The 21148-nt window shown below is 44.7% G+C and carries 23 protein-coding genes; 18 read left to right on the top strand and 5 right to left on the bottom strand.

The genetic code is table 11. The features are described 5' to 3' along the window. From H615_RS0102465 to H615_RS0102475, 3 genes are all read left to right on the top strand, one after another. Window positions 1-1545 (top strand): GAF domain-containing sensor histidine kinase, encoded by a 1545-nt coding sequence (locus H615_RS0102465; protein ID WP_027953673.1) that lies wholly within the window; start codon window positions 1-3, stop codon window positions 1543-1545. Next, window positions 1542-2198 carry a response regulator gene (locus H615_RS0102470; RefSeq protein ID WP_027953674.1) on the top strand — a complete coding sequence of 219 codons (657 nt, stop codon included), beginning with the start codon at window positions 1542-1544 and terminating at the stop codon, window positions 2196-2198. The genes H615_RS0102465 and H615_RS0102470 overlap by 4 nt, the downstream gene beginning before the upstream one ends. 85 nt (window positions 2199-2283) lie before the next feature. Then, window positions 2284-2679 (top strand): VOC family protein, encoded by a 396-nt coding sequence (locus H615_RS0102475; RefSeq protein WP_027953675.1) that lies wholly within the window; start codon window positions 2284-2286, stop codon window positions 2677-2679. Window positions 2680-2728: 49 nt separating this feature from the next. Here H615_RS0102475 and H615_RS0102480 read toward each other — a convergent pair whose 3' ends face one another. The 3 genes from H615_RS0102480 to H615_RS0102490 are packed head-to-tail and all read right to left on the bottom strand — an operon-like array spanning window position 2729 to window position 6482. Then, window positions 2729-3820: a GerAB/ArcD/ProY family transporter gene (locus H615_RS0102480; protein ID WP_027953676.1), complete on the bottom strand. Its 1092-nt coding sequence runs from the start codon at window positions 3818-3820 to the stop codon at window positions 2729-2731. A 13-nt stretch (window positions 3821-3833) separates the two neighbouring features. After that, window positions 3834-5015 (bottom strand): Ger(x)C family spore germination protein, encoded by a 1182-nt coding sequence (locus H615_RS0102485; RefSeq protein WP_027953677.1) that lies wholly within the window; start codon window positions 5013-5015, stop codon window positions 3834-3836. Window positions 5016-5033: 18 nt separating this feature from the next. Then, window positions 5034-6482 (bottom strand): spore germination protein, encoded by a 1449-nt coding sequence (locus H615_RS0102490; protein WP_027953678.1) that lies wholly within the window; start codon window positions 6480-6482, stop codon window positions 5034-5036. Between the two features lie 85 nt (window positions 6483-6567). On the opposite strand from H615_RS0102490, the gene H615_RS0102495 reads away from it, so the two are divergent. The 4 genes from H615_RS0102495 (at window position 6568) to H615_RS0102510 (ending at window position 8563) form a co-directional block, all read left to right on the top strand. Continuing rightward, window positions 6568-7074, top strand: a complete 507-nt coding sequence (locus H615_RS0102495; protein ID WP_027953679.1) for a GNAT family N-acetyltransferase — start codon at window positions 6568-6570, stop codon at window positions 7072-7074. 159 nt (window positions 7075-7233) lie between these two features. Next, complete coding sequence (locus tag H615_RS0102500) at window positions 7234-7422, top strand: helix-turn-helix transcriptional regulator (protein ID WP_027953680.1); 189 nt, start codon at window positions 7234-7236, stop codon at window positions 7420-7422. 21 nt (window positions 7423-7443) lie between these two features. Continuing rightward, a complete protein-coding gene (locus H615_RS0102505; RefSeq protein WP_035531175.1) occupies window positions 7444-7761 on the top strand; it encodes a hypothetical protein in 318 nt (105 codons plus the stop codon). A 481-nt stretch (window positions 7762-8242) separates the two neighbouring features. After that, complete coding sequence (locus H615_RS0102510; RefSeq protein WP_027953682.1) at window positions 8243-8563, top strand: hypothetical protein; 321 nt, start codon at window positions 8243-8245, stop codon at window positions 8561-8563. A gap of 150 nt (window positions 8564-8713) precedes the next feature. Here the strand turns inward: H615_RS0102510 and H615_RS20725 are convergent, their stop codons facing one another. Further along, entirely contained in the window at window positions 8714-9790 is a 1077-nt protein-coding gene (locus H615_RS20725; protein WP_051254562.1) for a mechanosensitive ion channel family protein, read from the bottom strand. A gap of 168 nt (window positions 9791-9958) precedes the next feature. On the opposite strand from H615_RS20725, the gene H615_RS0102520 reads away from it, so the two are divergent. Then, window positions 9959-12388: an EAL domain-containing protein gene (locus tag H615_RS0102520; RefSeq protein WP_244877724.1), complete on the top strand. Its 2430-nt coding sequence runs from the start codon at window positions 9959-9961 to the stop codon at window positions 12386-12388. A gap of 62 nt (window positions 12389-12450) precedes the next feature. Here the strand turns inward: H615_RS0102520 and H615_RS0102525 are convergent, their stop codons facing one another. After that, window positions 12451-13116: a type 1 glutamine amidotransferase domain-containing protein gene (locus H615_RS0102525; protein WP_027953684.1), complete on the bottom strand. Its 666-nt coding sequence runs from the start codon at window positions 13114-13116 to the stop codon at window positions 12451-12453. A 145-nt stretch (window positions 13117-13261) separates the two neighbouring features. On the opposite strand from H615_RS0102525, the gene H615_RS0102530 reads away from it, so the two are divergent. The 10 genes from H615_RS0102530 to H615_RS0102575 all read left to right on the top strand — a co-directional run bounded on the left by H615_RS0102530 (window position 13262) and on the right by H615_RS0102575 (window position 20978). Further along, window positions 13262-13774 (top strand): GrpB family protein, encoded by a 513-nt coding sequence (locus tag H615_RS0102530; protein WP_027953685.1) that lies wholly within the window; start codon window positions 13262-13264, stop codon window positions 13772-13774. A gap of 142 nt (window positions 13775-13916) precedes the next feature. Continuing rightward, window positions 13917-15392: a D-alanyl-D-alanine carboxypeptidase/D-alanyl-D-alanine endopeptidase gene (gene dacB, locus H615_RS0102535; protein ID WP_027953686.1), complete on the top strand. Its 1476-nt coding sequence runs from the start codon at window positions 13917-13919 to the stop codon at window positions 15390-15392. Window positions 15393-15575: 183 nt separating this feature from the next. Beyond that, window positions 15576-16265, top strand: coding sequence for a VOC family protein (locus H615_RS20730; RefSeq protein WP_051254564.1), 690 nt, complete (start codon window positions 15576-15578; stop codon window positions 16263-16265). Further along, complete coding sequence (locus tag H615_RS20735) at window positions 16266-16538, top strand: hypothetical protein (RefSeq protein ID WP_051254565.1); 273 nt, start codon at window positions 16266-16268, stop codon at window positions 16536-16538. Between the two features lie 69 nt (window positions 16539-16607). Then, on the top strand, window positions 16608-17141 hold the full coding sequence (locus H615_RS0102550) for a GNAT family N-acetyltransferase (RefSeq protein WP_027953687.1): 534 nt from the start codon (window positions 16608-16610) through the stop codon (window positions 17139-17141). Between the two features lie 5 nt (window positions 17142-17146). After that, the gene (locus H615_RS0102555; protein ID WP_027953688.1) at window positions 17147-17494 is read left to right on the top strand and encodes a DUF4260 domain-containing protein; all 348 of its coding nucleotides are present in this window, start codon (window positions 17147-17149) and stop codon (window positions 17492-17494) included. 11 nt (window positions 17495-17505) lie between these two features. Next, on the top strand, window positions 17506-18024 hold the full coding sequence (locus H615_RS0102560) for a GNAT family N-acetyltransferase (RefSeq protein ID WP_027953689.1): 519 nt from the start codon (window positions 17506-17508) through the stop codon (window positions 18022-18024). Between the two features lie 587 nt (window positions 18025-18611). After that, window positions 18612-19574 carry a helix-turn-helix transcriptional regulator gene (locus H615_RS0102565; protein WP_027953690.1) on the top strand — a complete coding sequence of 321 codons (963 nt, stop codon included), beginning with the start codon at window positions 18612-18614 and terminating at the stop codon, window positions 19572-19574. 74 nt (window positions 19575-19648) lie between these two features. Next, window positions 19649-20281 carry a type 1 glutamine amidotransferase family protein gene (locus H615_RS0102570; protein WP_027953691.1) on the top strand — a complete coding sequence of 211 codons (633 nt, stop codon included), beginning with the start codon at window positions 19649-19651 and terminating at the stop codon, window positions 20279-20281. 328 nt (window positions 20282-20609) lie between these two features. After that, window positions 20610-20978: a hypothetical protein gene (locus tag H615_RS0102575; RefSeq protein WP_027953692.1), complete on the top strand. Its 369-nt coding sequence runs from the start codon at window positions 20610-20612 to the stop codon at window positions 20976-20978. The last annotated feature ends 170 nt before the right edge of the window (window positions 20979-21148 follow it).

Raw genomic sequence — 21148 nt, forward strand, 5'->3', positions numbered from 1 at the left:
ATGCGTGCGTATGACCGTGTGGAAGAATTAACAATCATGAAAGGGATCGCGGAAACTTTGAATCTTTGTAACGACATGCATGAAATGCTCCAGGCTGTCCTTGAGAAGCTGTTGGAACTGACCCATTTGGAAGCAGGCTGGATCTTTCTCGTTGATGAGGAGCCGCATTATACGATGATCGCCGATTACGGCCTGCCGCCGGCGCTTTCCAGAGAGGAAAAAGCGCCGATGTGTTCGGGTGACTGCCACTGCCTGCACCGGTATTGGAACAACAAACTGACAGAGCCGGTCAATATCATCGAATGCAAGCGGATCACAGAAGCTGTGAAAAACAAACGTGGAGACACGGAGGGAATCTCCCACCATGCGACGATTCCCCTCGGCGATGGGACGGAATTCTTCGGGATATTGAATATCGCAGCCCCTTATAAGGAACATTTTTCAGAAGAAGAACTGACCTTGATGCAGTCTGTCGCCTATCAGATCGGAACCGCCATCAAGCGGACGAGGCTGTATCATGAGGAACAGAAAAGAGCAGAGCTTTATGAAAAGCTGAATAAGGTGGTTCGTTCCATCAACAAGGAAGAAGACATCCCTGGCTTATGTCAGACCACAGTTACGAAAGGAATGGCTCATTTTGGCTGGCAGGCGGCAGCCATGTACGTGAAGAAAAACCATGTGTACATAAAACAAGCGTCAAGCGGCGGGGAATTCTCGGAAGAGATTATGCAGATTCCAGAAAAAAACGGAGAATCAGAGGCCATCCATCACATCACCATAAAGAACGAGACCGTGGGGCTGCTTCATACGGTCTCCGGCAGCAGACACCCTTTTGAGCGCAGAGATACTGAAGTCCAACAGGCCCTCGTCCGGAATATGGCTCTTGCAGCTGAGAGCCTGAACCTTCAGAAAGAACGCCGGGAGCTTTTGCTGCATGAAGAAAGGAAGCGCCTTGCCAGAGATCTGCACGATTCAGTCAACCAAAAGCTTTTTTCCCTTTCTTTAACTGCCCGTGGAGTAAAAGAAATGATTCCAAATGACCAACAGGACCTCCGGGAGATGCTGGAGGACATGCTGCTGCTTTCACAGGAGTCCCAGAAGGAAATGCGGTCGCTGATCTGGCAGCTTCGTCCGGTCGGGATTGAAGAAGGGTTGAGTGCAGCTTTGAAAAAATATGCCGTCCATCTCGGCATCACGCTGGATATCGATATGGAGCAGGTTCCGGACTGGTCGGGAAATGCGGAGGAAACATTATGGCGGATCGGCCAGGAAGCCCTCAATAATATCAAGAAACACACCAACGAGACCACCGCTGCCGTCCACTTTTATGAAACAAAAACAGGGGCAGGTATGGTGCTATCCGATTGTGGTCCTGGAATCGATCATCGTGAAGATGTCGAGGTCCGTACCCTTGGATTGACGAGTATGAGAGAGCGGGCCGAACTGGCCGGCGGTTCTTTTTCCATCCATAGTGTGAAGGGACGGGGCACAGAAGTACGAGTATTTCTCCCTCATAAGGGAAACCGAAAGGAGCGGATGGAATGAGTATACGGGTGATGCTCGTCGATGATCATTTAATCGTTCTGCGCGGACTGAAGTTCTTTTTGAATACCCAGCAGGAGATCGAAGTGGTGGGAGAAGCGGAAAATGGCCGGACGGCATTGGAAAAAATGGAGGAGTGTTCTCCTGATGTCATCCTGATGGATTTGATGATGCCGGTGATGGACGGGGTAGAGGCGTCTAAGGAGATTCTTCAACGGTATCCAGAAGCGAAAATCGTCGTTCTGACCAGTTATTCCGATCAGGACCACGTTATCCCCGCCCTTCAGGCAGGCGCGTCCGGGTATCAGCTGAAGGACGTAGACCCGGATGAGCTCGTCCGGACCATCCGCGCCGCTCACCGAGGTGAAAAACTGCTCCACCCGAAAGCGACCCAGCTGTTATTAACGGAAATGAACCAGGGTCATAAAGGAAAATCGGCGGAGGTCCCGTTCAGATTAACAAAACGGGAAAAGGATGTGCTTTACCAAATTACCCTGGGGAAGAGCAACAAGGAAATTTCTGCGGCTTTGTTTATTACAGAAAAAACGGTCAAAACCCATGTGAGTCATCTATTAAGCAAACTCGACGTCCATGACCGCACACAGGCGGCCATCTTTGCGATGAAGGAAAAAATGTTCGAAGAATCCAGCAGTTGATTCAACTGTCCTCTTTGGAAAGGAGGAATCCTCTTTTGGGTAGTCGAATGTAAATAAATAGAATATCCAAAAGGAGGAGTAGCCTGTGAGCCGTCTGGTACATTTTGAAATTCATGTCGATGATATGGAGAGGGCGAAGGAATTTTACAGCCGCGTGTTCGGATGGACGTATGAGGATTACAGTGAATATGCAGGGATGCCTTATTTCGGAGCTGTGACCGGGGATGCCTCTACACCCGGCATTAACGGCGCCCTGATGCAGCGTCAGGGACCGGCCCCGGAAAAAGGGCAGCCCGTCAACAGCTTTGTCTGTACGATGAGTGTCGAGAATTTCGACCGCACCGAAGGTTTGATCAAAGAGCAGGGGGGCACCGTCGCTATGCCGAAGTATGCGCTGCCCGGTATGGCCTGGCAGGGATATTTCCATGACACGGAAGGCAACCTTATCGGCATTCACGAACCGGACGAACAAGCGCAGTAAGAAAACCCCGCCACTTTCTTATGAAGAAGCGGCGGCCTTCTTTCATGCCTTACCGCTGCGGCTTCACCATTAAAACCAAAGCGGTAAGGATGGGGATGCCGAATTGAAAGGGGATATGTAGAGCATAAGGGACGACCTTCAGTCCGATCTGCAAGTGCTGGATCAGGTTTTCAGAAGCGATCATCGACATGCCGGCAATCAGGAAGATGAGAAGAAAGCTGTGCCAAAGCTTTGTTTTTTTTACAGGAAACGTTTCCTTGAAAAGGTTATAGGCTGCATAGGCAAAGATAAAGACTTTAATAAATACGCCGCTCAGAAGTAAAAGAGTGGTGAAAATTTCAAGGTGTTCAATAAAGGAGAAATAAGTCACAAGCTCCATCGCCTTAGCAAAAGGAAAGAAATACTGTTCTGCCATCGGTGCATGCAGGATGCCGATGACAAGCTCCATCGTGATGATAATGATAAAGCCTGCTGCTGAAATAGGGACCCAGGCGTAGCGTTTCACTGTTTTTTTATTTTTTACCAAGGAAAACAGAACGGTGAATACGATCAACTCTCCATAGGGAAAGCTGATACCCGTAGGGAAAATCATGGAGAGCAGGACAGACCAATCCTGATCAAATAACGGCAGCAGATAGATGGGATCGAATTCTTCGGAAAAGAACCCGAGTCCCCATAACATAACCAAAAGCATAATCGTAAAGAAAACAAGAATTTCTGCACTACGGGCGACAGCTTCGATCCCTAAGACCGTCGAGTAACCGATGATCATCAGAAATGGGATCATAATGACCCACGGAGGAGTGTCCTGAAAAATAATGTGCGTCACGAAAAAGGAAAAGTCTGTGGTTACGCGGCCGGCAATATAGAGAAAGTACAAGCTGTAGAGCAGAATGATTACTTTGGCTGTTGTTTTTCCGTATGCTTGGGTTAAGATTCCATCGAGATTCTGCCACCCTCTTTTTTCAGAGAGGTACATATAAAAATAGAACATGAAAGTACCGGCGGCCATCTCGAAGAGTACAGCAAATCCACTATCCTGCAGCGCTGTGAAGTTCAAGCCTACAATAATGGTGGTTCCTGTCAGGAATAAAAGCATGAGTGAGAAAAACTGAGTGGGGGTAATGATTGTCCGTTCCATGTTATCGTCCTCATCATAAAGGTAATTTAGAGGTTTTCCCTATTTTAGTAAGCACAGCCTGAACATCGATCGTTACAGGGACCTTTGAAAGGTCTTCGTTTTTCTCCTTCTTCATCTTTTTCCAATAGGCAGGTGAATGGCGGTACAAGTGATCTTTTAAACCGAGAAAGTCTGCCCCCTCTTCCTCTTGTTTTTGAACCATGACTGTCAGTTCTTTTTTTATCGTTTCTTCCAGCCATTCCTCAAGCTCTTGAATCCCCCGCTGCCCATTCATTTCCTCTTTACACCCGTATTCCTCTACATAAGCTTTCACGTGAACCTGTATGTTGAAGGATAATGGATCGACCGATGCTTTCGTTGAAGCATTAGTGTTTGTAGTTCTGATGGTCATATAACGGTTGTCATCCTTACATGGGAAGGTGAGGCTCTCTTTTTGATTCACTCCCCGCAGTAAGGCCAGCAGGCGGCTCTCTTCAGAGGTGAAGTAGGTTTTCAGCCTGCCGTTCGATAATAAAGCCAGTCCGGTCAGCGAAAAGTAGGCCGCGGGCGTGAATGTTTCCGTGCTGGTTTTGGAGAGGCCTTCCATTTTATCGCCTTTAAGTTCCAGGTAGGGGATAACGATGTCACTTGTTTTGTCCTCCAAGAGGCTTTTGATACGTTCAGCAGATATGTCTTGAAACGTACCCCACCGCTGTTCTGAATGACTCAGCAATTTTCTTATATGGCTGCTTGTTACTTTATCGTCCGCCGGGAACATTTGAAATACGAATTCGGGCGATGATTCCCTGGCAATCACCATTTGGATGTTTCCCGGAATTTCAGGAGCGCGGACCAAATAGTCAAGAACAGGATCGACCCCTTCCTCTTTGACCATCTGCTCTCCCAGGACAACGATTTGAAGCGTTTCCGTGAAGATGCGTTTGGAAATATCGTTTCTTAAGGCTGCTATGGCATCAGCAATTGTCACACCAGCAGCTGTATAGGTTTTCCCACCAATTTCACTGGAAGATTCTTTAGCATTGGCTTCCGGGTTATAAATTTGGAGCGTAACCGAATAAATGCCTTCTTCTTTTTCAATGCCCATTCCAGTGACAAGCGAAAGCGTGTGCAGCCGGGTGGTTTGAATATAACTGATGAAAAGGGCTCCCATGAAAATAAGTAGAATCAGTAGAAGCCTCAAACGGATTTCTTTCATGCGTACTTCCCTCCACCATCAACGTTTTGAGGATGGATCCTCTTCTTTCGGAAATGTCACTTCTGCCGGGTTAAGTTCAGGCATGGCTTCCCTGATGATGGTATCTTTTTGATCTTTCCACGTAAAAGGGGCGATCGGGGAAAGATAAGGAACTTGGAAACTTTTCAGGGAACATAAATGGATAAGCAGCATCAAAGTAGCCAGAGCCAATCCGTACAGCCCGAGAAGGGCGCTGATTAAGATTAGACTGAGACGTAAAAAACGCGTCGCATAGTTCAGTGCGGCTGCCGGGACGATACTCGATAATATAAACGATCCACTTAGAACGACGAGGGTGATCGGCTGGATCAATTGGGCTTCAACGGCCGACTGCCCGAAAACAATCGCTCCAAATATCGAAATCGTAAGGACAACACTCTGCGGCAGCCGGTTGGAGCCTTCATAAATGGCATCTATCAGCCAGTTGACGATCACCACTTCCAAAAATGTAGGCAGAGGGACCACCTGCCTCTGAGCCACGAACCCGACAAGGAGGTTATCCGGTAGTATCCCGGCATGAAATGTAGTAAAGGCAACATAAAGAGCAGGAATATAAAGCGACAGCCAAAAAAACAGGATGCGCAGCGGCCGGAGTAGGGGATTGAAACGGCTTTGAATATAATAATCCTCGGCTGTATGAAAAAACTGCACCAATTCTGCAGGGGCAATCAGGGCATAGGGAGAACCATCCACGAGAATGCATACTCTTCCCCCGATGATCTGCGCAGCGGCTGCGTCGGGTCTTTCGGTGTTGATGATCAATGGAAAAATTGATTTGGATTCTTTTGTCAGATACTCAGATATGAAGTTCGAGTCCAGGATATAATCCATGGATATGTGGGAGAGTTTTTCCCTGACATCCTTCAGAATCGCTTCATCCACCTTAGATTCAATAAACACAAGGGAAACAGACGTTTGAGTGATGCTTCCATAGGTTTCTGTTTCGACACGCAGCATCGGGTTTTTCACAATGCTTCTCACCAGTGCCACATTACTTTTTCTACTCTCATTAAATCCGATATCCGGCCCCTCGACCGCCCGCTGCCCTTTAGGCGTAGTAAGAGCGCGTTCTTTCCACTTAGCAGTATCTGCCGCAATCACCTGGTCGCGGTCCTTAAGCAGAATAAGGGTCCACCCATTGATCAGCTTTTCCTTATAAGAGGAAAAGGCAACAACTTCCACACCTGCTGTTTCCAATGCTTTTTCTATATCCAAATCCCCTGTTTTCCTGTTTCGATTTCGTTCATCCAACAGAGGATGCAGGATATGTTTTTCAATCACCGACGTATCTACAATCCCATCTATGTATACAAGCACTCCACTGAACGAAAAACGTGGATGTTGAAACGACCGGGTTTTAATGTCCGAGCTGTTTCCAAACGACTGTTGTATTTCAGATATGCGTCCATCTTCTGTAAAATCTTTCATAAGCATCCCCTTCATTCGTAACCTGCCCATAAGTGGAAAAATTATGAATGAAAAAACTAACTGTGAATAAAAGAGGAGGGGTTTCATGTGGTCGAGTTCACGTATACAATTTCGATCTTATAGAAAAGAGGATTTCTCTTTTCTGTTTGGAATGCTGTCAGATTCTGAAATGATGACTTATATCGGTGATGGGGGAGTGAAAACAAAACAGGAAGCCCGTGAATTCCTGCATTGGATCCATACCCATGAGGAATCAGATCCTGATCTCGGCTTAAAGGTTCTGGTAGAAAAGGAGAGTGGGGAACGTATCGGTCATGCCGGCTTGGTCCCCCAACAGGTTGACGGAAAAGAAGAGGTGGAAATCGGTTATTGGATCATCCACGAGTTCCAAGGACGGGGATATGCGAAGGAAGCGGCGGACTTTTTGCTGAGCTATGGCAGGAAGCACAGGAAGGAGGAAAGGTATTTCTCCCTTATCCAGCCGGGCAATACAGCATCCGCTCATGTCGCACGTTCGATCGGCATGCATAAGTCTAAGCGGATGCTTATGAAAGAGAGAGAGGTAGACGTGTATATGATCACTATAAAATAAAGGAGAGTCCCAGTCTCCTTTTTATAATGTCAATACTCGCTCTACTTAAATATAGTATAACTACACTGTCAAAAGTATTTTACATTATGTTTGGGTTATATTACCATTTAAGTGTAAAATACTTTTGACAGTCAGCTGAAGAAAAAAGGTGGGAACGAATTGAAAAACAAGATTAAGCCGTTAAGAGAAAAGCTTGGGGTTTCCCAGGGAAGACTTGCCGATCTGTGTAATGTCAGCCGTCAGACGATCAATGCTATAGAAAATAACAAGTATGACCCCACCTTGAAACTGGCATTTAATATCGCAAAACAGCTAGGAACCACTGTTGATCAAGTATTTAAACCATAACCGTAGAAGGGGACGTGTAAGATGAATGTATTTTTAACAAACTTAGTTATTCCGTTTATCTGGCTTGGTATTGTAGGGGTGTTGTCCGGCAGCCAAGAATTTATCTTCAAGCCTAAAGAAGATGAACGAAAACAGTGGATTAAACAAAAAGCAGTGATACAAAGCTGGTCAACAATCATTCTGTTCATGCTTGCAAATCTTCTCTTTGAATTCTTTAATGGGGGAGATCCCCGCTTGGAGGGCATAAAAACAAATTATCCTGAGTTGTTTTATTTAACGATATTATTCCTGAGTTATTGTGTATTCTATTTTATCAACAGCAGGAAGGTAAGTGTATAGAAGTCTGCCTGCAACGAACGATGTACTTAAATGAGGTGGTTTTATAAAAAACATCATTGAATTATTTTCCAGCTTTTTATTTGTTACAGGATGGTGCATCACAGCTGCTGCTGTCTGTTACCTCATTCCAGCCCTGATGCTAGGAGGGTCTTTCCTGCTCCTCTCTATTTCGAGTATTTTATTGGGAATGCTCTTCGTTTGGGCTTCTAAACAGGTATAGATAATGATCGACACTTACATAAGGTTAAGGAACAAAAGGCTGATGCCGAACAAACCATTTATCGCAACTCCATCAATCCCACTCAATCATCTTACTCCAGCAAAAAAAAGATTGGCGACAGATATATATAGCATTAATCACGGTGACTATGCTGGATTTTTATCCGCTGATCTATCATTGAAAATAACAGCAATAATGGGAAAGAGCCTACATTGGTTTAGTAATTCAAATACATAGGTTTGACTCAAAGGGGGGCGTTTCGTGAAGGGGATCTTTAGAGCATTAGATGGGAATATCGAGCAAGTGGATAAAAGAATGGACAACCTCTTAACTTTTATCGGGATCTTTGTAGTATTTATCGTTTCTAAAGTGTTTGATACATCACTGATTTTCTTCATGTTCCTTATCATGGGTTTACTCTTCCTAAGGCTGGTCTGGGATATCATTCATTTAAATTCAAGAGAACAAAAGCGTTACAGGCAGACATTGAGTATCGCTGTGCTGTTCCTGTTTTTGGCCGTTATTTTATGGTTTGTTGTAAGGATACTACTGCCTTACCCATTGGGAATTCTTTATTCATGAACAAAAAAGGATGTCAGCTCGATCCGTGTTTAACGACTCTCATTATAACGATGACGCTTATTCAATAATTGATGTGATAGAAGAGAGATGTTGTTCCAGATGTTATTATATCCTTCAAATTAGATAAAAACGACAAAGAAGGGCGGCTGGTTAAGGCTGCCCTTCTTTGTCGTTAAATAGTCCAGCTGCGTTCGATTTAATATGTAAATCGCGCTGTGGAAATGGAATTTCAATATTTTCACGGCTGAACGCTGCATAAATGCTGAAGTTCAGGTCACTTTTGATCGGGATCAAGTCCTCCGGTTTGGATATCCAGACAAACAGCTCAAAGTCCAGGGAGGAATCGCCGAAGCCTTTAAAGTTTACGAAAGGCTTTGGATCATTGAGAACATACGTATTCGCTTCGTGAGCGTCCGCGGCTACCTGCAGAAGAGCGTTCTTCACGTTTTCCACATCGGAACCATAAGCGACACCGACCGGAATGGTTAGACGAAGGCGTGGGTCGGAAAAGGAACGGTTGACTACTTTTTCTTCAAGAAAATAAGAGTTCGGAATGATGATGTGCTCATTTTCTAACGTGCGTACGATCGTCGCCCGCATGCTGATCCGCTGAACATCACCAACCACATCATCAATGAGGACCCGGTCTCCTACTTTGATCGGCCGTTCGAAAAGAAGAATCAGTCCGGAAATAAAGTTGGAGGCAATGTTCTGCATCCCGAAACCAATCCCGACGCCGAGCACTCCGGCAAAAACGGCAAGGGCGCTGAGATCAATGCCTACTGTCGTCAAACTGATATAAAACGCGATCACCATGATGACATAATGGATGACACGTTCCATAGTGAAACGGGTCCCTTTATCCAGTTGATGCCGGTCATAAAAGAACGGAAAGATGTACCTGTTCAAAATCCGGGAAATCCGGAAGGCGAACGTCAGAATGAGAAGCGCTACGATAATGAGAAAAAGGGTGACATCCACACTTTCTATAGGGATGAGCTCATAGAACAGCCATTTGGAATCGGCAAAATAAAAAATGATAAAGACGAGAATCCCATTGTAGGAAAACCAATTGATTAAAGATAGAAAAGCTTTTTCTGCCCGTGGACGACTTGAAAACAGGCGTTTCACAAGTCCTGTTAATATCCATCGAAGCAGGATAACGGCGGTCAGGAAAAGGATGACGGCTAAGATATCCTCCCACGACCAGCTTCTCCAAGAGTCCAAAAAACCACCTCACTTGTCACGTTTGTTTGTTCATCCTACTATGTCTTTTACCCTCCGTCAAAAAAGCTAAGCCCAGGCTTGATTCTTTTCCATAATTCTCTCTAATTTGACACCCGGCCGCCGATATAAGAGATAGATGAAAAGAAGAGAGGGAAAAGACGAGTGGAAATGACAGGTTCCTATAATACATGGTTTGTAATTTTATCGATTGTTGCAGCTGTGGCCGCATCATTTGCTTCGTTGACGATGGTGGAACGGTTGAAAAAGGCTTCTGGCCTGACGAAGTGGAAATGGATAGCAGCTGGAGCGCTTACGCTGGGCGGCGGCATCTGGTCGATGCATTTTGTTGCGATGCTCGCCTACGACATGGGCATGCCGGTCCGGTATGATTCATGGCTTCTGACAGTCAGCATCCTTTCCTCAGCGGGTGCGAGCTTTCTTGCATTTTATTTGATGAGTCGTGGATTGAAAAAACGGATTGACGCAGCTGTCGGTTCGATCGTAATCGGCCTCGGCATCATTTCGATGCATTATATCGGCATGGAAGCGATGATTATGGAAGCCGCGATCCGGTATGATGCGCAGCTTGTTGCCGCTTCGGCAGCCATTGCTTTTGCGGCTTCTTTTACCGCTTTGATTGTATTGAAGAGTTTTATGAATTACCCAAGAAGGATGAAGCGCTTTAAAATAGGGGCCTCCTTGGTGCTCGGGGCCGGGATCAGCGGAATGCATTATACTGGAATGGCATCAGCAAGCTTTTATCATGTGGAAACGTCCGCTCACACCGATCCTTTTATAGACCCGACGCCGCTCGGGTACATCGTGACGTTCGGAGTGTTTGTGTTAATCGGCCTGTTTATTTTAGTGAACCGATACGATACGAAAATGGAAGAGCACAGCGATCATATCCTTTTCATGGATACCCTGTACCAGACCATTGTGGAATCGGCGAATGATGCCGTGATCACCATGAACCAGGAAGGGAAGATTCTCGCCTGGAACCAGGCAGCTGTCGATACCTTCGGGTTCAGCCAGAAGGAAGCGGTCGGCCAGCTGATCAATATTGTCGTTCCGCCTTCGTTTTATGAGGCACACCCTGAAGGGGCGGCTCTGTTTTTGAAAAAAGGAGCAGCGCGTGTGATTGGACAGACAGTGGAACTCGAGGGAATGCACGCCACAGGAAGGGTATTCCCCTTGGAATTATCCTTATCCTCGACCTCCAACGACGAGCAGACGTATTATACCGGAATCATCCGTGATATATCGGAGCGTATTCAACAGCAGGAGCGGATCAATGAGCTCGTGTATAAAGATGAACTGACCCATCTTCCGAACCGGAGAATGCTGAACGATCACTTGGAGACCGTGCTTATGCAGGCGCATAAAAACAACGAGGAAGCCGGCGTCTTGTTCTTGGATCTGGATCGATTTAAACAAATCAATGATGTGTATGGACACAAAACAGGGGACGCCTTGCTGAAGCAGGTAACAGAGAGACTGCAGGCAGAGTCAGGAGATCACGATTTTGCTGCCAGGCAGAGCGGGGATGAGTTTATTCTGGTTTTGAGAGAGACAAGTTCCTATAAAGCCGGCATGGCTGCCAGTCAGCTGCTTGATGCTCTGCGGGAGCCTTTTTTCATTGATGAGGTGGAACTGTTCGTGACGCCGTCGATCGGAATCAGTCTTTATCCGCAGGACGGCCTGGAAGCGGATGACCTTATTAAATTTGCAGATACAGCGATGTATCAGGCGAAACAAGAGGGCGGCAACCAGTATCAATTCTTTACGATGGAGATTAATGAAGTGATTTCCAGGAAAATGATGCTGGAAACCGGTCTGAGAAAAGCGGCCGGACGCGGAGAAATCGAGATTTACTATCAACCTCAGGTCGTTATTGGTACGGGGGATGTGAAAAGTTTCGAAGCGCTCGTTCGTTGGAATCACCGTGAACTGGGACTTGTCTCTCCGCTGGATTTCATTCCACTTGCTGAGGAGACAAAGCTGATCATTCCACTAGGGAAATGGATCCTCAAAAAAGCCTGTACTCAGTTCAAAACATGGCTTGATGAAGGTCATGAGCTTTTTCATATCTCTGTCAACATTTCAGCCGTCCAGTTCAACGATCCGGGATTTGTGGATTCCGTTAAGCAGATACTGGACGAAACCGGTCTGGATCCGAAGTACCTTGATCTCGAGTTGACGGAGAGTGTCGTACAAAATCCACAAACAGCGATTCCTTTTATGCATGAGCTGAAAGCGATGGGAATTAAAATTTCCCTCGATGATTTCGGGACCGGATATTCCTCCTTGAATTATTTGAAGGACTTCCCGCTTGATACCCTTAAAATTGATAAATCGTTCATCCAGACAATCCACAAAAGTTCCAAAGACAGGGCTGTTGTAGATACGATCATCCATATGGCTCTCAATTTGAACTTGAACGTCATCGCAGAAGGTGTAGAAACGCCGTCCCAGCTGGATTACTTGATTTCAAGGAAATGCCACCAGTACCAGGGGTATCTGTGCAGTGCCCCGGTGCCTCACGATCAAATCACCACCCGTTTTTTCCAGCCGGTTAAAGGAGCACCTCTGACATAAAAAAGGCTGTCGGGATCATTCCCGACAGCCTGGAACTCTCTTTCCTTTTGGAAAGGGAGTTTTTAGTTTTCTTTTAAAGCTTCAACCATTTTCTCTGCAGCTTTTTCACTGGACATCGGGTTCTGGCCGGTTACCAGATTACCGTCGCGGACCGCGTAGGCGCTCCAGTCATCCCCTTTGGAAAATTCGCCGCCTTTGTTGCGCAGTTCTGTTTCCAGCATGAATGGCATATGCACATCCAGACCCATGCCGATTTCCTCGGAGTCTGTGAATCCGGTCACTTTTTTGCCGCTGACAATCGGTGTGCCGTTTTCATAGGTCGCATGTACAAGACCACTAGGACCGTGGCAGACAGAGCCGATAACGTTGTTCTGTTCCGCATGCTGCTGCAGGACATACTGAAGTGTTTCGTTTTCCGGGAAGTCGAACATTGTCCCGTGTCCGCCTGGAAGGAAAATACCGTCAAATCCGTTGGCATCTTCTTTGGAAAGCTTCGCTGTATCCTTCAGCTGTGCTTGAGCTTCCGCCCATTCTTTCACTTCTTCTTCAGGAATACTGTTGGGGTCGAGGGGAACTTCGCCGCCCTGGATGCTTGTTACTTTTACCTCATAGCCCTGCTCTTTGAAGGCATTATAAGGAACAGCATACTCCTCAAGCCACAGGCCTGTTTTATGATCATCTGTGATTTTAGTGTGATTGGTTACGACCATTAGAACTTTTTTGCTCATGATGGTACCTCCTAAATAAGTGATGTTACACGATAAGTTATACACGATGAAGGACAGGAACGAAAATAGTTTGCTCAAACGGGACACATTTACTCATCTGCTATACTTGAATATGGATATTAAGGAAAATAAAGGGGGATGTCAAGTGAGGAAGGTGGAGGTTGTCTCCTACGATTCAAACTGGTCTTTTTTATTTGAACAGGAAAAGCAGCTGATGGAAAAAATTTTCAGTCCAACACTGGTTGAGGTTCATCATATCGGCAGTACTGCTGTTCCTGGACTTGCGGCCAAGCCGGTGATTGATTTACTTCCTGTCGTCAGTGATTTGATAGCGGTCGATGAAGCTGTCGCTGCAATGGAGGAGGCAGGATATGAAGCGAAAGGTGAGAACGGATTGCCCGGCCGTCGTTTTTTTCAAAAAGGAGGACAGGATAGAACCCATCATGTGCACATATTTGAAGTGGGAAGTCCTGAAATAGAGCGTCATCTCGTATTCCGTGATTATCTTCGGACGCATGAAGCGGAGCGGAACGCTTATGGCCGGTTGAAAAAGCAGCTGGCGCAGGCACACCGTTTTAATATCGACGCGTACATCGAGGGAAAAGGTGGGTTTGTCCAACAACTTCAACAAGCGGCATGGGACTGGTCACGCAGCTGAGAGGATATATAGGTTGAAACTCTATCCAAAGAACTGCTTCCTTGGGGCTGTTTTATGGAAATTATCTGTTAATTATTATAATATTCTGTAATATTTGGTAAGGTGTAGAAGATCCTATATTCGAGGAGGAAGACGTATACATATGCGGAAATTATCCAATGCTGCAGTCCTGACGTTGACGAGTCTTGTTTTGTTTTTTCCTTTTCAGCCTGTCCAGACAGAAGTGACAGCTTCTCTGGAACATGAAGAATTGGTTGATCAACTCAACCTTCTATTAAGTGATGAGAAGCTGGACGGAGCGCTGAGCGGTGTGAGTGTCCGCTCAGCCGACACGGGGGAGGTCTTATATGAACATGATGCCCATGACCGGTTGAAGCCGGCCTCCAACATGAAACTGCTGACGGGAGCGGCTGCCATGGACACGCTGGGACCTGAGTACACGTTTGATACGCAAGTGTTTTCAGAAGGAAAAGTAAAGGGCGGTAAACTCCATGGCAACCTTTACTTAAAAGGGAAGGGAGATCCGACGCTTTTGTACGAGGATTTTCAGGGACTTGCCCAACAGGTGAAGGACCAAGGGGTCAGTTCAGTCAAAGGAAACCTGATTGCAGATGACACATGGTACGATGATATCCGTTTGTCTGAGGATATTTCCTGGAATGATGAAACGCGTTATTACGCCTCTCAGATATCCGCCCTGACGGCTTCCCCAAACAAAGATTATGATGCAGGAACGGTGATCGTCGCTGCCTACCCAGCGGCGGAGGAAGGGGAAGAGGCCGTTGTCGAAGTGACACCGGAAACAGACCACGTGACGATTATCAATCAAACGAAGACGGTTGCTGAAGATGGAGAGAAAGATGTCACGATTGAACGGAAACACGGCACAAACGAAATTATTGTGGAAGGGACTATTCCACTTGAAAGCAGCCGGTCCCGCTCCTGGGTGGCGGTTGATGAGCCGTCTGGACTTGCGCTTGACCTTTTCCAAAGAGCGTTGGAGGAAGCCGGCATAAAGGTAAAAGGAAAGATGACGTACGCACAAACGCCGGAGAAATCCGACCTTGTTGCATCTCATACATCGATGGCGCTTGAGGATTTGTTCATCCCGTTCATGAAGCTGAGTAATAACGGACACGCTGAGGTGTTAATCAAGGAAATGGGGCGGACCGTTTACGATGAGGGCAGCTGGGATAAAGGGTTGGATGTCGTAGAAGAGTATGTGCAGACGATTGATGTGGATGCAGATACGATGCGTCTGCGCGATGGGTCCGGCATGTCGCATGTCAATATGGTTCCGGCCGATGAAATCTCAGAACTCTTATATAAAGTTCGCCAGGAACCGTGGTATGACGCGTTCTACACATCCCTTCCCGTGGCAGGAAAGGAAGAACGTTTTGTTGGTGGTACATTGAGGAACCGGATGCAGGACACAGCAGCTGAAGGGAATATACATGCCAAGACAGGGTCATTGACTGGTGTGACCTCGCTTTCCGGCTATGTTACAGCGAAAAGCGGAGACGAGTTGATTTTCTCCATCCTTTTGAATAACTATTTAGGCTCAGTTCAGGAGATTGAGGATGAGCTGGCAGTAACTCTTGCTGAATATGAGGGATAAGATACTAAAAAGGTGGTCGGGAAAGTTTCCGACCGCCTTTTTGATTGTTGTGGCAGACAGAAAATGATGGCAACGGATGTCTTTTCTCCATCGAAAGACGTAGAAAACATCGGTCTGTCCCCTGATGTGATTTCTTTCCCCTCTCTTTACCATTAAGGTATCGCTGTGAAGGAGGAATAAGAAATGCTTATTGAAAAAGTCATGCTGGATACACGGCCGCTCAAGGATATGAAACATTTTTACGAAGAGGTCCTCGGTTTTAAGGAGAGAGAATCGGGAGAAAATCAACTGACCATTGAAGCTGGGAGAAGCACCATCACTTTTCAAAAAGTAGAGGAGGGAAATCCTTTTTACCATTTCGCCTTTGATATCCCGGCAGACCAGTTTCAGGTGGCGAAAGAGTGGGTGAAGGCACGTACCCCGCTCCTAAAAGAAGAGGATCAGGATGAGGTGGCCTTCGAGCATCTTCAGGCCCGCGCCTTTTACTTTCAAGATCCCGCCGGTAATATTGTCGAGTGTATCGCAAGGCGTACGGCTCCACAGAGTGATGGACAGCCGTTCTCCATAGAGAGCCTGCAGAAGGTCAGTGAAATGAGCTTTGTAGCGGTGGACGCCGGGCAGGGGGGTGAAGTTCTTGAACGGTTGAATCTCATCGAAAGAGAAAAGCGCCCAATCCGGCCGCACGTCCTGAATTTTATGGGGGAAAAGGAAGACGAAAGCTTTCTTTTGCTCCTCGAACCGGGTAGAAAGTGGCTGTTTTCTGATCAGATGGCGGAGGTTTATCCTGTAACGGCTGTCCTAAAGGGGAGAGGGACCGCGTACGTGGGTGAGGGCGGTCTCGTTTCTGTCGAGGAGTGGGAGGGGGGTGTGTAAATGGAAAAGATGCTGGGTTTGTGGCTGGATGAAAAGGGCAGGTACGGGATTGCTAAAATGACTCATCCGGTCTTCGGTGTTTCCTATCATCCGCTCCGCTTTGCAGGTCATGGAACGTATACCATTATCAATCAGCTGTGGTATACGACGTATAACGGAGCAAGGCAGTATTTCCGTCAATTCACAAACAATGATTTTGCATCAGGACGGATGAGGAAAGCAGGTCATGGGAATGTGCAGGTGAATAATGAAAGCATCCGATTTCCTGCCTGATTTTTGAAACGTTTCTCCTTGTTGACCGTACTAAAGGTGAACGTCCCAGCAGAGAAAGGGAGGAATGACTTGTTTACAGGGGAACGCATACGTCTGCGAAAAGTAGAGGGAAAAGACGCAGCCATCTACCATCAATGGAGAAATGATACGGAAGTAATGAAGACGACCCAGCCCCACCTCGATGTCCACACCTATGAAAGCACCGAACAATTCATCAAGATGATCACCACCTCAGACACATCGAAAAGTTACATGATTGAAGAAATTGAAACATCAGAGATCGTTGGGATCACTTCCATGATCGGGATGGATTACAAAAACAGGCATGCGGAAGTGATCCTTGATATCGGCGAGAAGGAGAAGTGGGGAAAAGGGTACGGCCGTGAAGCGCTTGAACGGCTTTTGGATTACAGCTTTCTGGAATTGAACCTCCACAAAGTGTCGCTCAAAGTCTATGCGTTTAATGAACGCGCCGTCCGATTGTATGAGCATACAGGTTTTACAACAGAGGGACGTCTGAAGGAGGAGCTTTTCCGAAACGGTTCATGGCACGACCTGCTTGTCATGGCCCTTTTTCAAACCGATTATCTAAAAAGGAGTTGAACCCGGTGCCGAAACCATGGATTCATCTGGAAGGATTACTCGTCCTCATTTTGTCGTCTTATTTTTACACAACGACCGGCTATTCGCTCTGGTTGTTTCTTCTTCTCCTTCTTGCACCTGATGTATTCATGCTCGGCTATATCATAAATACGAAGGCGGGAGCCGTCCTATACAATATCGGCCACACCTATGTAGTGCCGGGACTTTTTCTCCTCTCCGGTCTATATTACCAGTGGGGGCTTGTAACCGCGTTGGCGCTTATCTGGACGGCTCATATCGGGATGGATCGGACCATCGGCTACGGTTTAAAGTATGGCACAGATTTCAAACATACCCACCAGCAGAGAATATAGGAGGAGAATCGATGATTACAGTTAGAAATGCCGTCATGAGGGATGCTTCCGGCATCCGTGAGGTCTGTATCAAGGGGAATCAGGACACGTACGCAGCGATTTACAGCGAGGAATACTTGCAAAACGTCATCGATGAATTTTATAACCTGGACCGCATCCAAAAAGAGATTGTCCCTGCAGGGAGAGACTGGAGCGGCTACATAACTGCTTTTGAACATGAAAGGATTGTTGGTGCAATTGGCGGCGGAATGATCGATCAGAAGGCCGGTGAAATCTATGTCCTCTATCTCGATCCGGATTACAGAGGCCGGGGAATCGGTACGAAGCTGCTGGAAGCCTTGACGAAGCAGCAGAAGGATCTTTATGGAGCGGAAGAACAATGGGCTTCGGTGCAAAAAGGCAATGATAAGGGCATTCCATTTTACGAAGCCAGAGGTTTTGTTTTTCAAAAGGAGCAGCCGGGTTATGGGGAGAGTAAGGAAGCATCTTCTTACATCTCTCTCCGTTACAGGCGGGGGCTTCTGCCTTAAATAAAAGGTTCTGTTAAAGTTTGGTGTTGATATTTGAATAATCGAGCATGATTTCACAAGGATATTTATCTTGAAGCTGAGTCTTTCGCTAAAGGGCAGCATTCCTGTGAATTAACACGATATATGGTCGAAAAAATGAGGCATCATAAAAAGCCTAAAGTTCATTTTAATTTGCTTCTTTATTTATCGTGTTGTGCGGAAGGTGACAATGAGGGTCGTTTAGAAGGTGATTATCTAAATGAGGTTTTGCATGAGTTATCCCAAAGTTCAAATAAGAATGTAAAAGGATTTGCAATGTATTATTTGGAAAAATTACAAAGTAGACTAAATGGATAACACTCTTCTTCTAGTAAATGGTGTGTACGCTATTGAATCACACAAAATGTCTTGAAATCAAGTCTTTCTGTATCGGGGGCTAATCTTTGATAATGGTTGGTTCCCATATCTAAATATATAGAAGGATATTATTTAATTAGCCAGCCATTTAATTGAATTAGTGGATGGGTCAGTATTATAACACTCGAAATAATTGGCATTGTAAGACGGTCATTAATTATATAGATAGAGGGATATAGAGGGGGGATTATATGTCTAAAATTGATAGTATGTTAGCAATTTTATGGATGCTTCGTACAGGTGAAAAAATTACTGCAAAACAAATTTCGGAAAAGTTAGAGATGAATATAAGGACTGTGTATCGTTATATTGATACAATCTCAACAAGCGGCGTACCTATTATTTCAGAACCAGGACATAACGGTGGTTACACTTTATTAAACAATTTTATTGAGGCTCCTCTTTTTTTTGATTTTGAGGAGCAAACTTCGCTATTTCACGCTGCTGTATTTGCAGAAGAAGCCGGATATTATGGTGGTGAGGCACTAAATAGGGCCATTTCAAAACTAAGTAACTACTCAAATAAAGAGCAGGAAACAAAGGTAAACCAACATTTAACGAGTCTTGAAGTGATCAGTAGATCTAGTTCATTTTCTATGGAACCTCTTTTGAAGGAGTTGGAGCAGGCCGTAGCTGACGGGTATTCAATAAAAATCGTTTACCATAAAAGTGGAGAAAAACAGTTAGATGATAGATTGATCGATCCGTATAGAATGATTTATTGGAATAATAAGTGGTATGTAATTGGGTTTTGTCAGTTTAGAAATGATATCCGTAGTTTTAGAGTAGATCGGATTGAAAGTCTAATGTTAACCGAAAATAAGTTTAACCGGCCCAAGAATTTTTCAGCACGTGACTTTTTCACAAGAAATCTTCTTCCAGCTATTGAAGATAAGGAAGCGGCAATTTCTTTCGTTATTAGTGGGGATAAAAGTGTATTGGATGATATTTGTCATCATTGGTTTTTAGGACATTATTTACAAGAACGGACTTCAAATCGAGCCGTCTTTCTTCTAGAAAAAGATGTGATCCATACATACGTACCCTATTTACTTTTACCGTACAATCAGTCAATTAAAGTTATTGAGCCAATCAGTCTAAAAAAAAGACTTGTTGAAGTTCTGTCGGAATTAATAAAATTTCATGAAGTATAATCACTTCCCTGACGCTAACTGTCAGGGAAGTTTTATTATACTAGCTATATCAAATGTAATTGGGGTGTTATAGGATGCAAACAAAAAAAGTTTTTTTATATGTATTTGATACAATGTCAGACTGGGAATATGGATATTTAATTGCTGAACTAAACTCAGGAAGGTATTTAAAAAAAGATTTAGCACCTTTAAAAGTAATGACAGTAGGAGCTAATAAAGAAATGATTAGAACGATGGGAGGACTGAGCATAAAACCAGATATGTCCCTTGATGAAATTACACTTGAGCGTAAAGATCTTTTAATTTTACCAGGAGGGGCCTCTTGGAGTGAAAACATTCATCAGCCTATCTTGGAAAGAATCGGCCAGGCTTTAAAGCTTGGCACGATTGTTGCTGCAATTTGCGGCGCCATTGAGGCCCTCGCAAATATGGGATACTTAGATACTAGAAAGCATACAAGTAATAACTTAGAATATACTAAAATGGTATGTCCTAACTATAAAGGAGAAAAGTTCTATGAGTTGGGATCTGCGGTATCTGATGCGAATTTAATTACTGCATCAGGGGTAGCTCCTCTGGAATTTGCCCTGGAGGTACTGAAAAAAATAGATGTATTTACACCAGATACATTACATTCATGGTATAACCTAAGTAAGACTCATAAACCTGAATACTTCTTCCTGTTAATGGATTCAATAAATAGATGAGCTAAATAAAGCAAATTTGCAGATTTATATTAGTTTAAATAATTACCATGCTTTTTGGAAGTGAGGGGACGGTTCTAGCGCTTCAGATTAAGGCATAAGAACTCCCTAGCTTTGATTATCTTGAATTCGAGTCTTATAAAAGCGGGGCGACTATTCAATAAGGATCATCGTTTGTCTGAGCATTCAGATATTTTATATTAAACACTAGTGTATGATAATGAAATTTTATAAATCTGCACTTTTTATTAGATGATCAGTCCAATCTATTTCTCTACTTCATCATAAATTATAGTAATGCACTATATCTATTATGAGAGGAAGAGTTATTTTGGCTGAATGTCTTTCAAGTAATATCCCGCGTACGGTTAAAGTTAACAAACAGCAAGCATTCAATGTTTGTGCTTTAACTACAGGTGACCCCGAATTAGAATCCAGAGTTATTGTTACTTTAGGGAACCCGTCACAAAAAGAAGATTTTGATTTAGTTATTTTTATTGGGGGAGCCTTTTTACCAGTAGAGTTTAATGAATATGGAGTTTTTATTTTCGAAGAACCTATGTTAAACAGCTGTGCCTTGTTATTCATCACGTTTAAAGAAAAAGGAGAGTATCTTTTTGAACTAGATTTAGTTCAAGATGAAGGGAATTTACCTCTTGCTCATCTATCTCTGGAAGTTACAGCTGTTAAGGGAGAGTAATATTCTTAGATATATTCAATGATATATTTACAAGCTTTTCAATATCGTGCTAACCAATAGGCATCTTGAATGAGAATTTAAACAAGAGCGATTATTCATAATGAATAATCGCTCTTTTTAGTTGCTGTGTTATTTATTTTATTTTGAGCCAAACGTTCCTACCAAAGAAG

The sequence above is a fragment of the Halobacillus kuroshimensis DSM 18393 genome, assembly GCF_000425705.1.
GTDB lineage: Bacteria > Bacillota > Bacilli > Bacillales > Halobacillaceae > Halobacillus > Halobacillus kuroshimensis.

Bases quoted from the DNA above. Each gene is read 5' to 3' on its own strand.
- H615_RS0102490 (WP_027953678.1), bottom strand. From the start codon at position 6,482: ATGAAAGATTTTACAGAAGATGGACGCATATCTGAAATACAACAGTCG.
- H615_RS0102470 (WP_027953674.1), top strand. From the start codon at position 1,542: ATGAGTATACGGGTGATGCTCGTCGATGATCATTTAATCGTTCTGCGC.
- H615_RS0102465 (WP_027953673.1), top strand. From the start codon at position 1: ATGCGTGCGTATGACCGTGTGGAAGAATTAACAATCATGAAAGGGATC.
- H615_RS0102570 (WP_027953691.1), top strand. From the start codon at position 19,649: ATGCAAACAAAAAAAGTTTTTTTATATGTATTTGATACAATGTCAGAC.
- H615_RS0102520 (WP_244877724.1), top strand. From the start codon at position 9,959: ATGACAGGTTCCTATAATACATGGTTTGTAATTTTATCGATTGTTGCA.
- H615_RS0102505 (WP_035531175.1), top strand. From the start codon at position 7,444: ATGAATGTATTTTTAACAAACTTAGTTATTCCGTTTATCTGGCTTGGT.
- H615_RS20735 (WP_051254565.1), top strand. From the start codon at position 16,266: ATGGAAAAGATGCTGGGTTTGTGGCTGGATGAAAAGGGCAGGTACGGG.
- H615_RS0102560 (WP_027953689.1), top strand. From the start codon at position 17,506: ATGATTACAGTTAGAAATGCCGTCATGAGGGATGCTTCCGGCATCCGT.
- dacB (WP_027953686.1), top strand. From the start codon at position 13,917: ATGCGGAAATTATCCAATGCTGCAGTCCTGACGTTGACGAGTCTTGTT.
- H615_RS0102565 (WP_027953690.1), top strand. From the start codon at position 18,612: ATGTCTAAAATTGATAGTATGTTAGCAATTTTATGGATGCTTCGTACA.
- H615_RS20730 (WP_051254564.1), top strand. From the start codon at position 15,576: ATGCTTATTGAAAAAGTCATGCTGGATACACGGCCGCTCAAGGATATG.
- H615_RS0102525 (WP_027953684.1), bottom strand. From the start codon at position 13,116: ATGAGCAAAAAAGTTCTAATGGTCGTAACCAATCACACTAAAATCACA.
- H615_RS0102480 (WP_027953676.1), bottom strand. From the start codon at position 3,820: ATGGAACGGACAATCATTACCCCCACTCAGTTTTTCTCACTCATGCTT.
- H615_RS0102485 (WP_027953677.1), bottom strand. From the start codon at position 5,015: ATGAAAGAAATCCGTTTGAGGCTTCTACTGATTCTACTTATTTTCATG.
- H615_RS0102495 (WP_027953679.1), top strand. From the start codon at position 6,568: ATGTGGTCGAGTTCACGTATACAATTTCGATCTTATAGAAAAGAGGAT.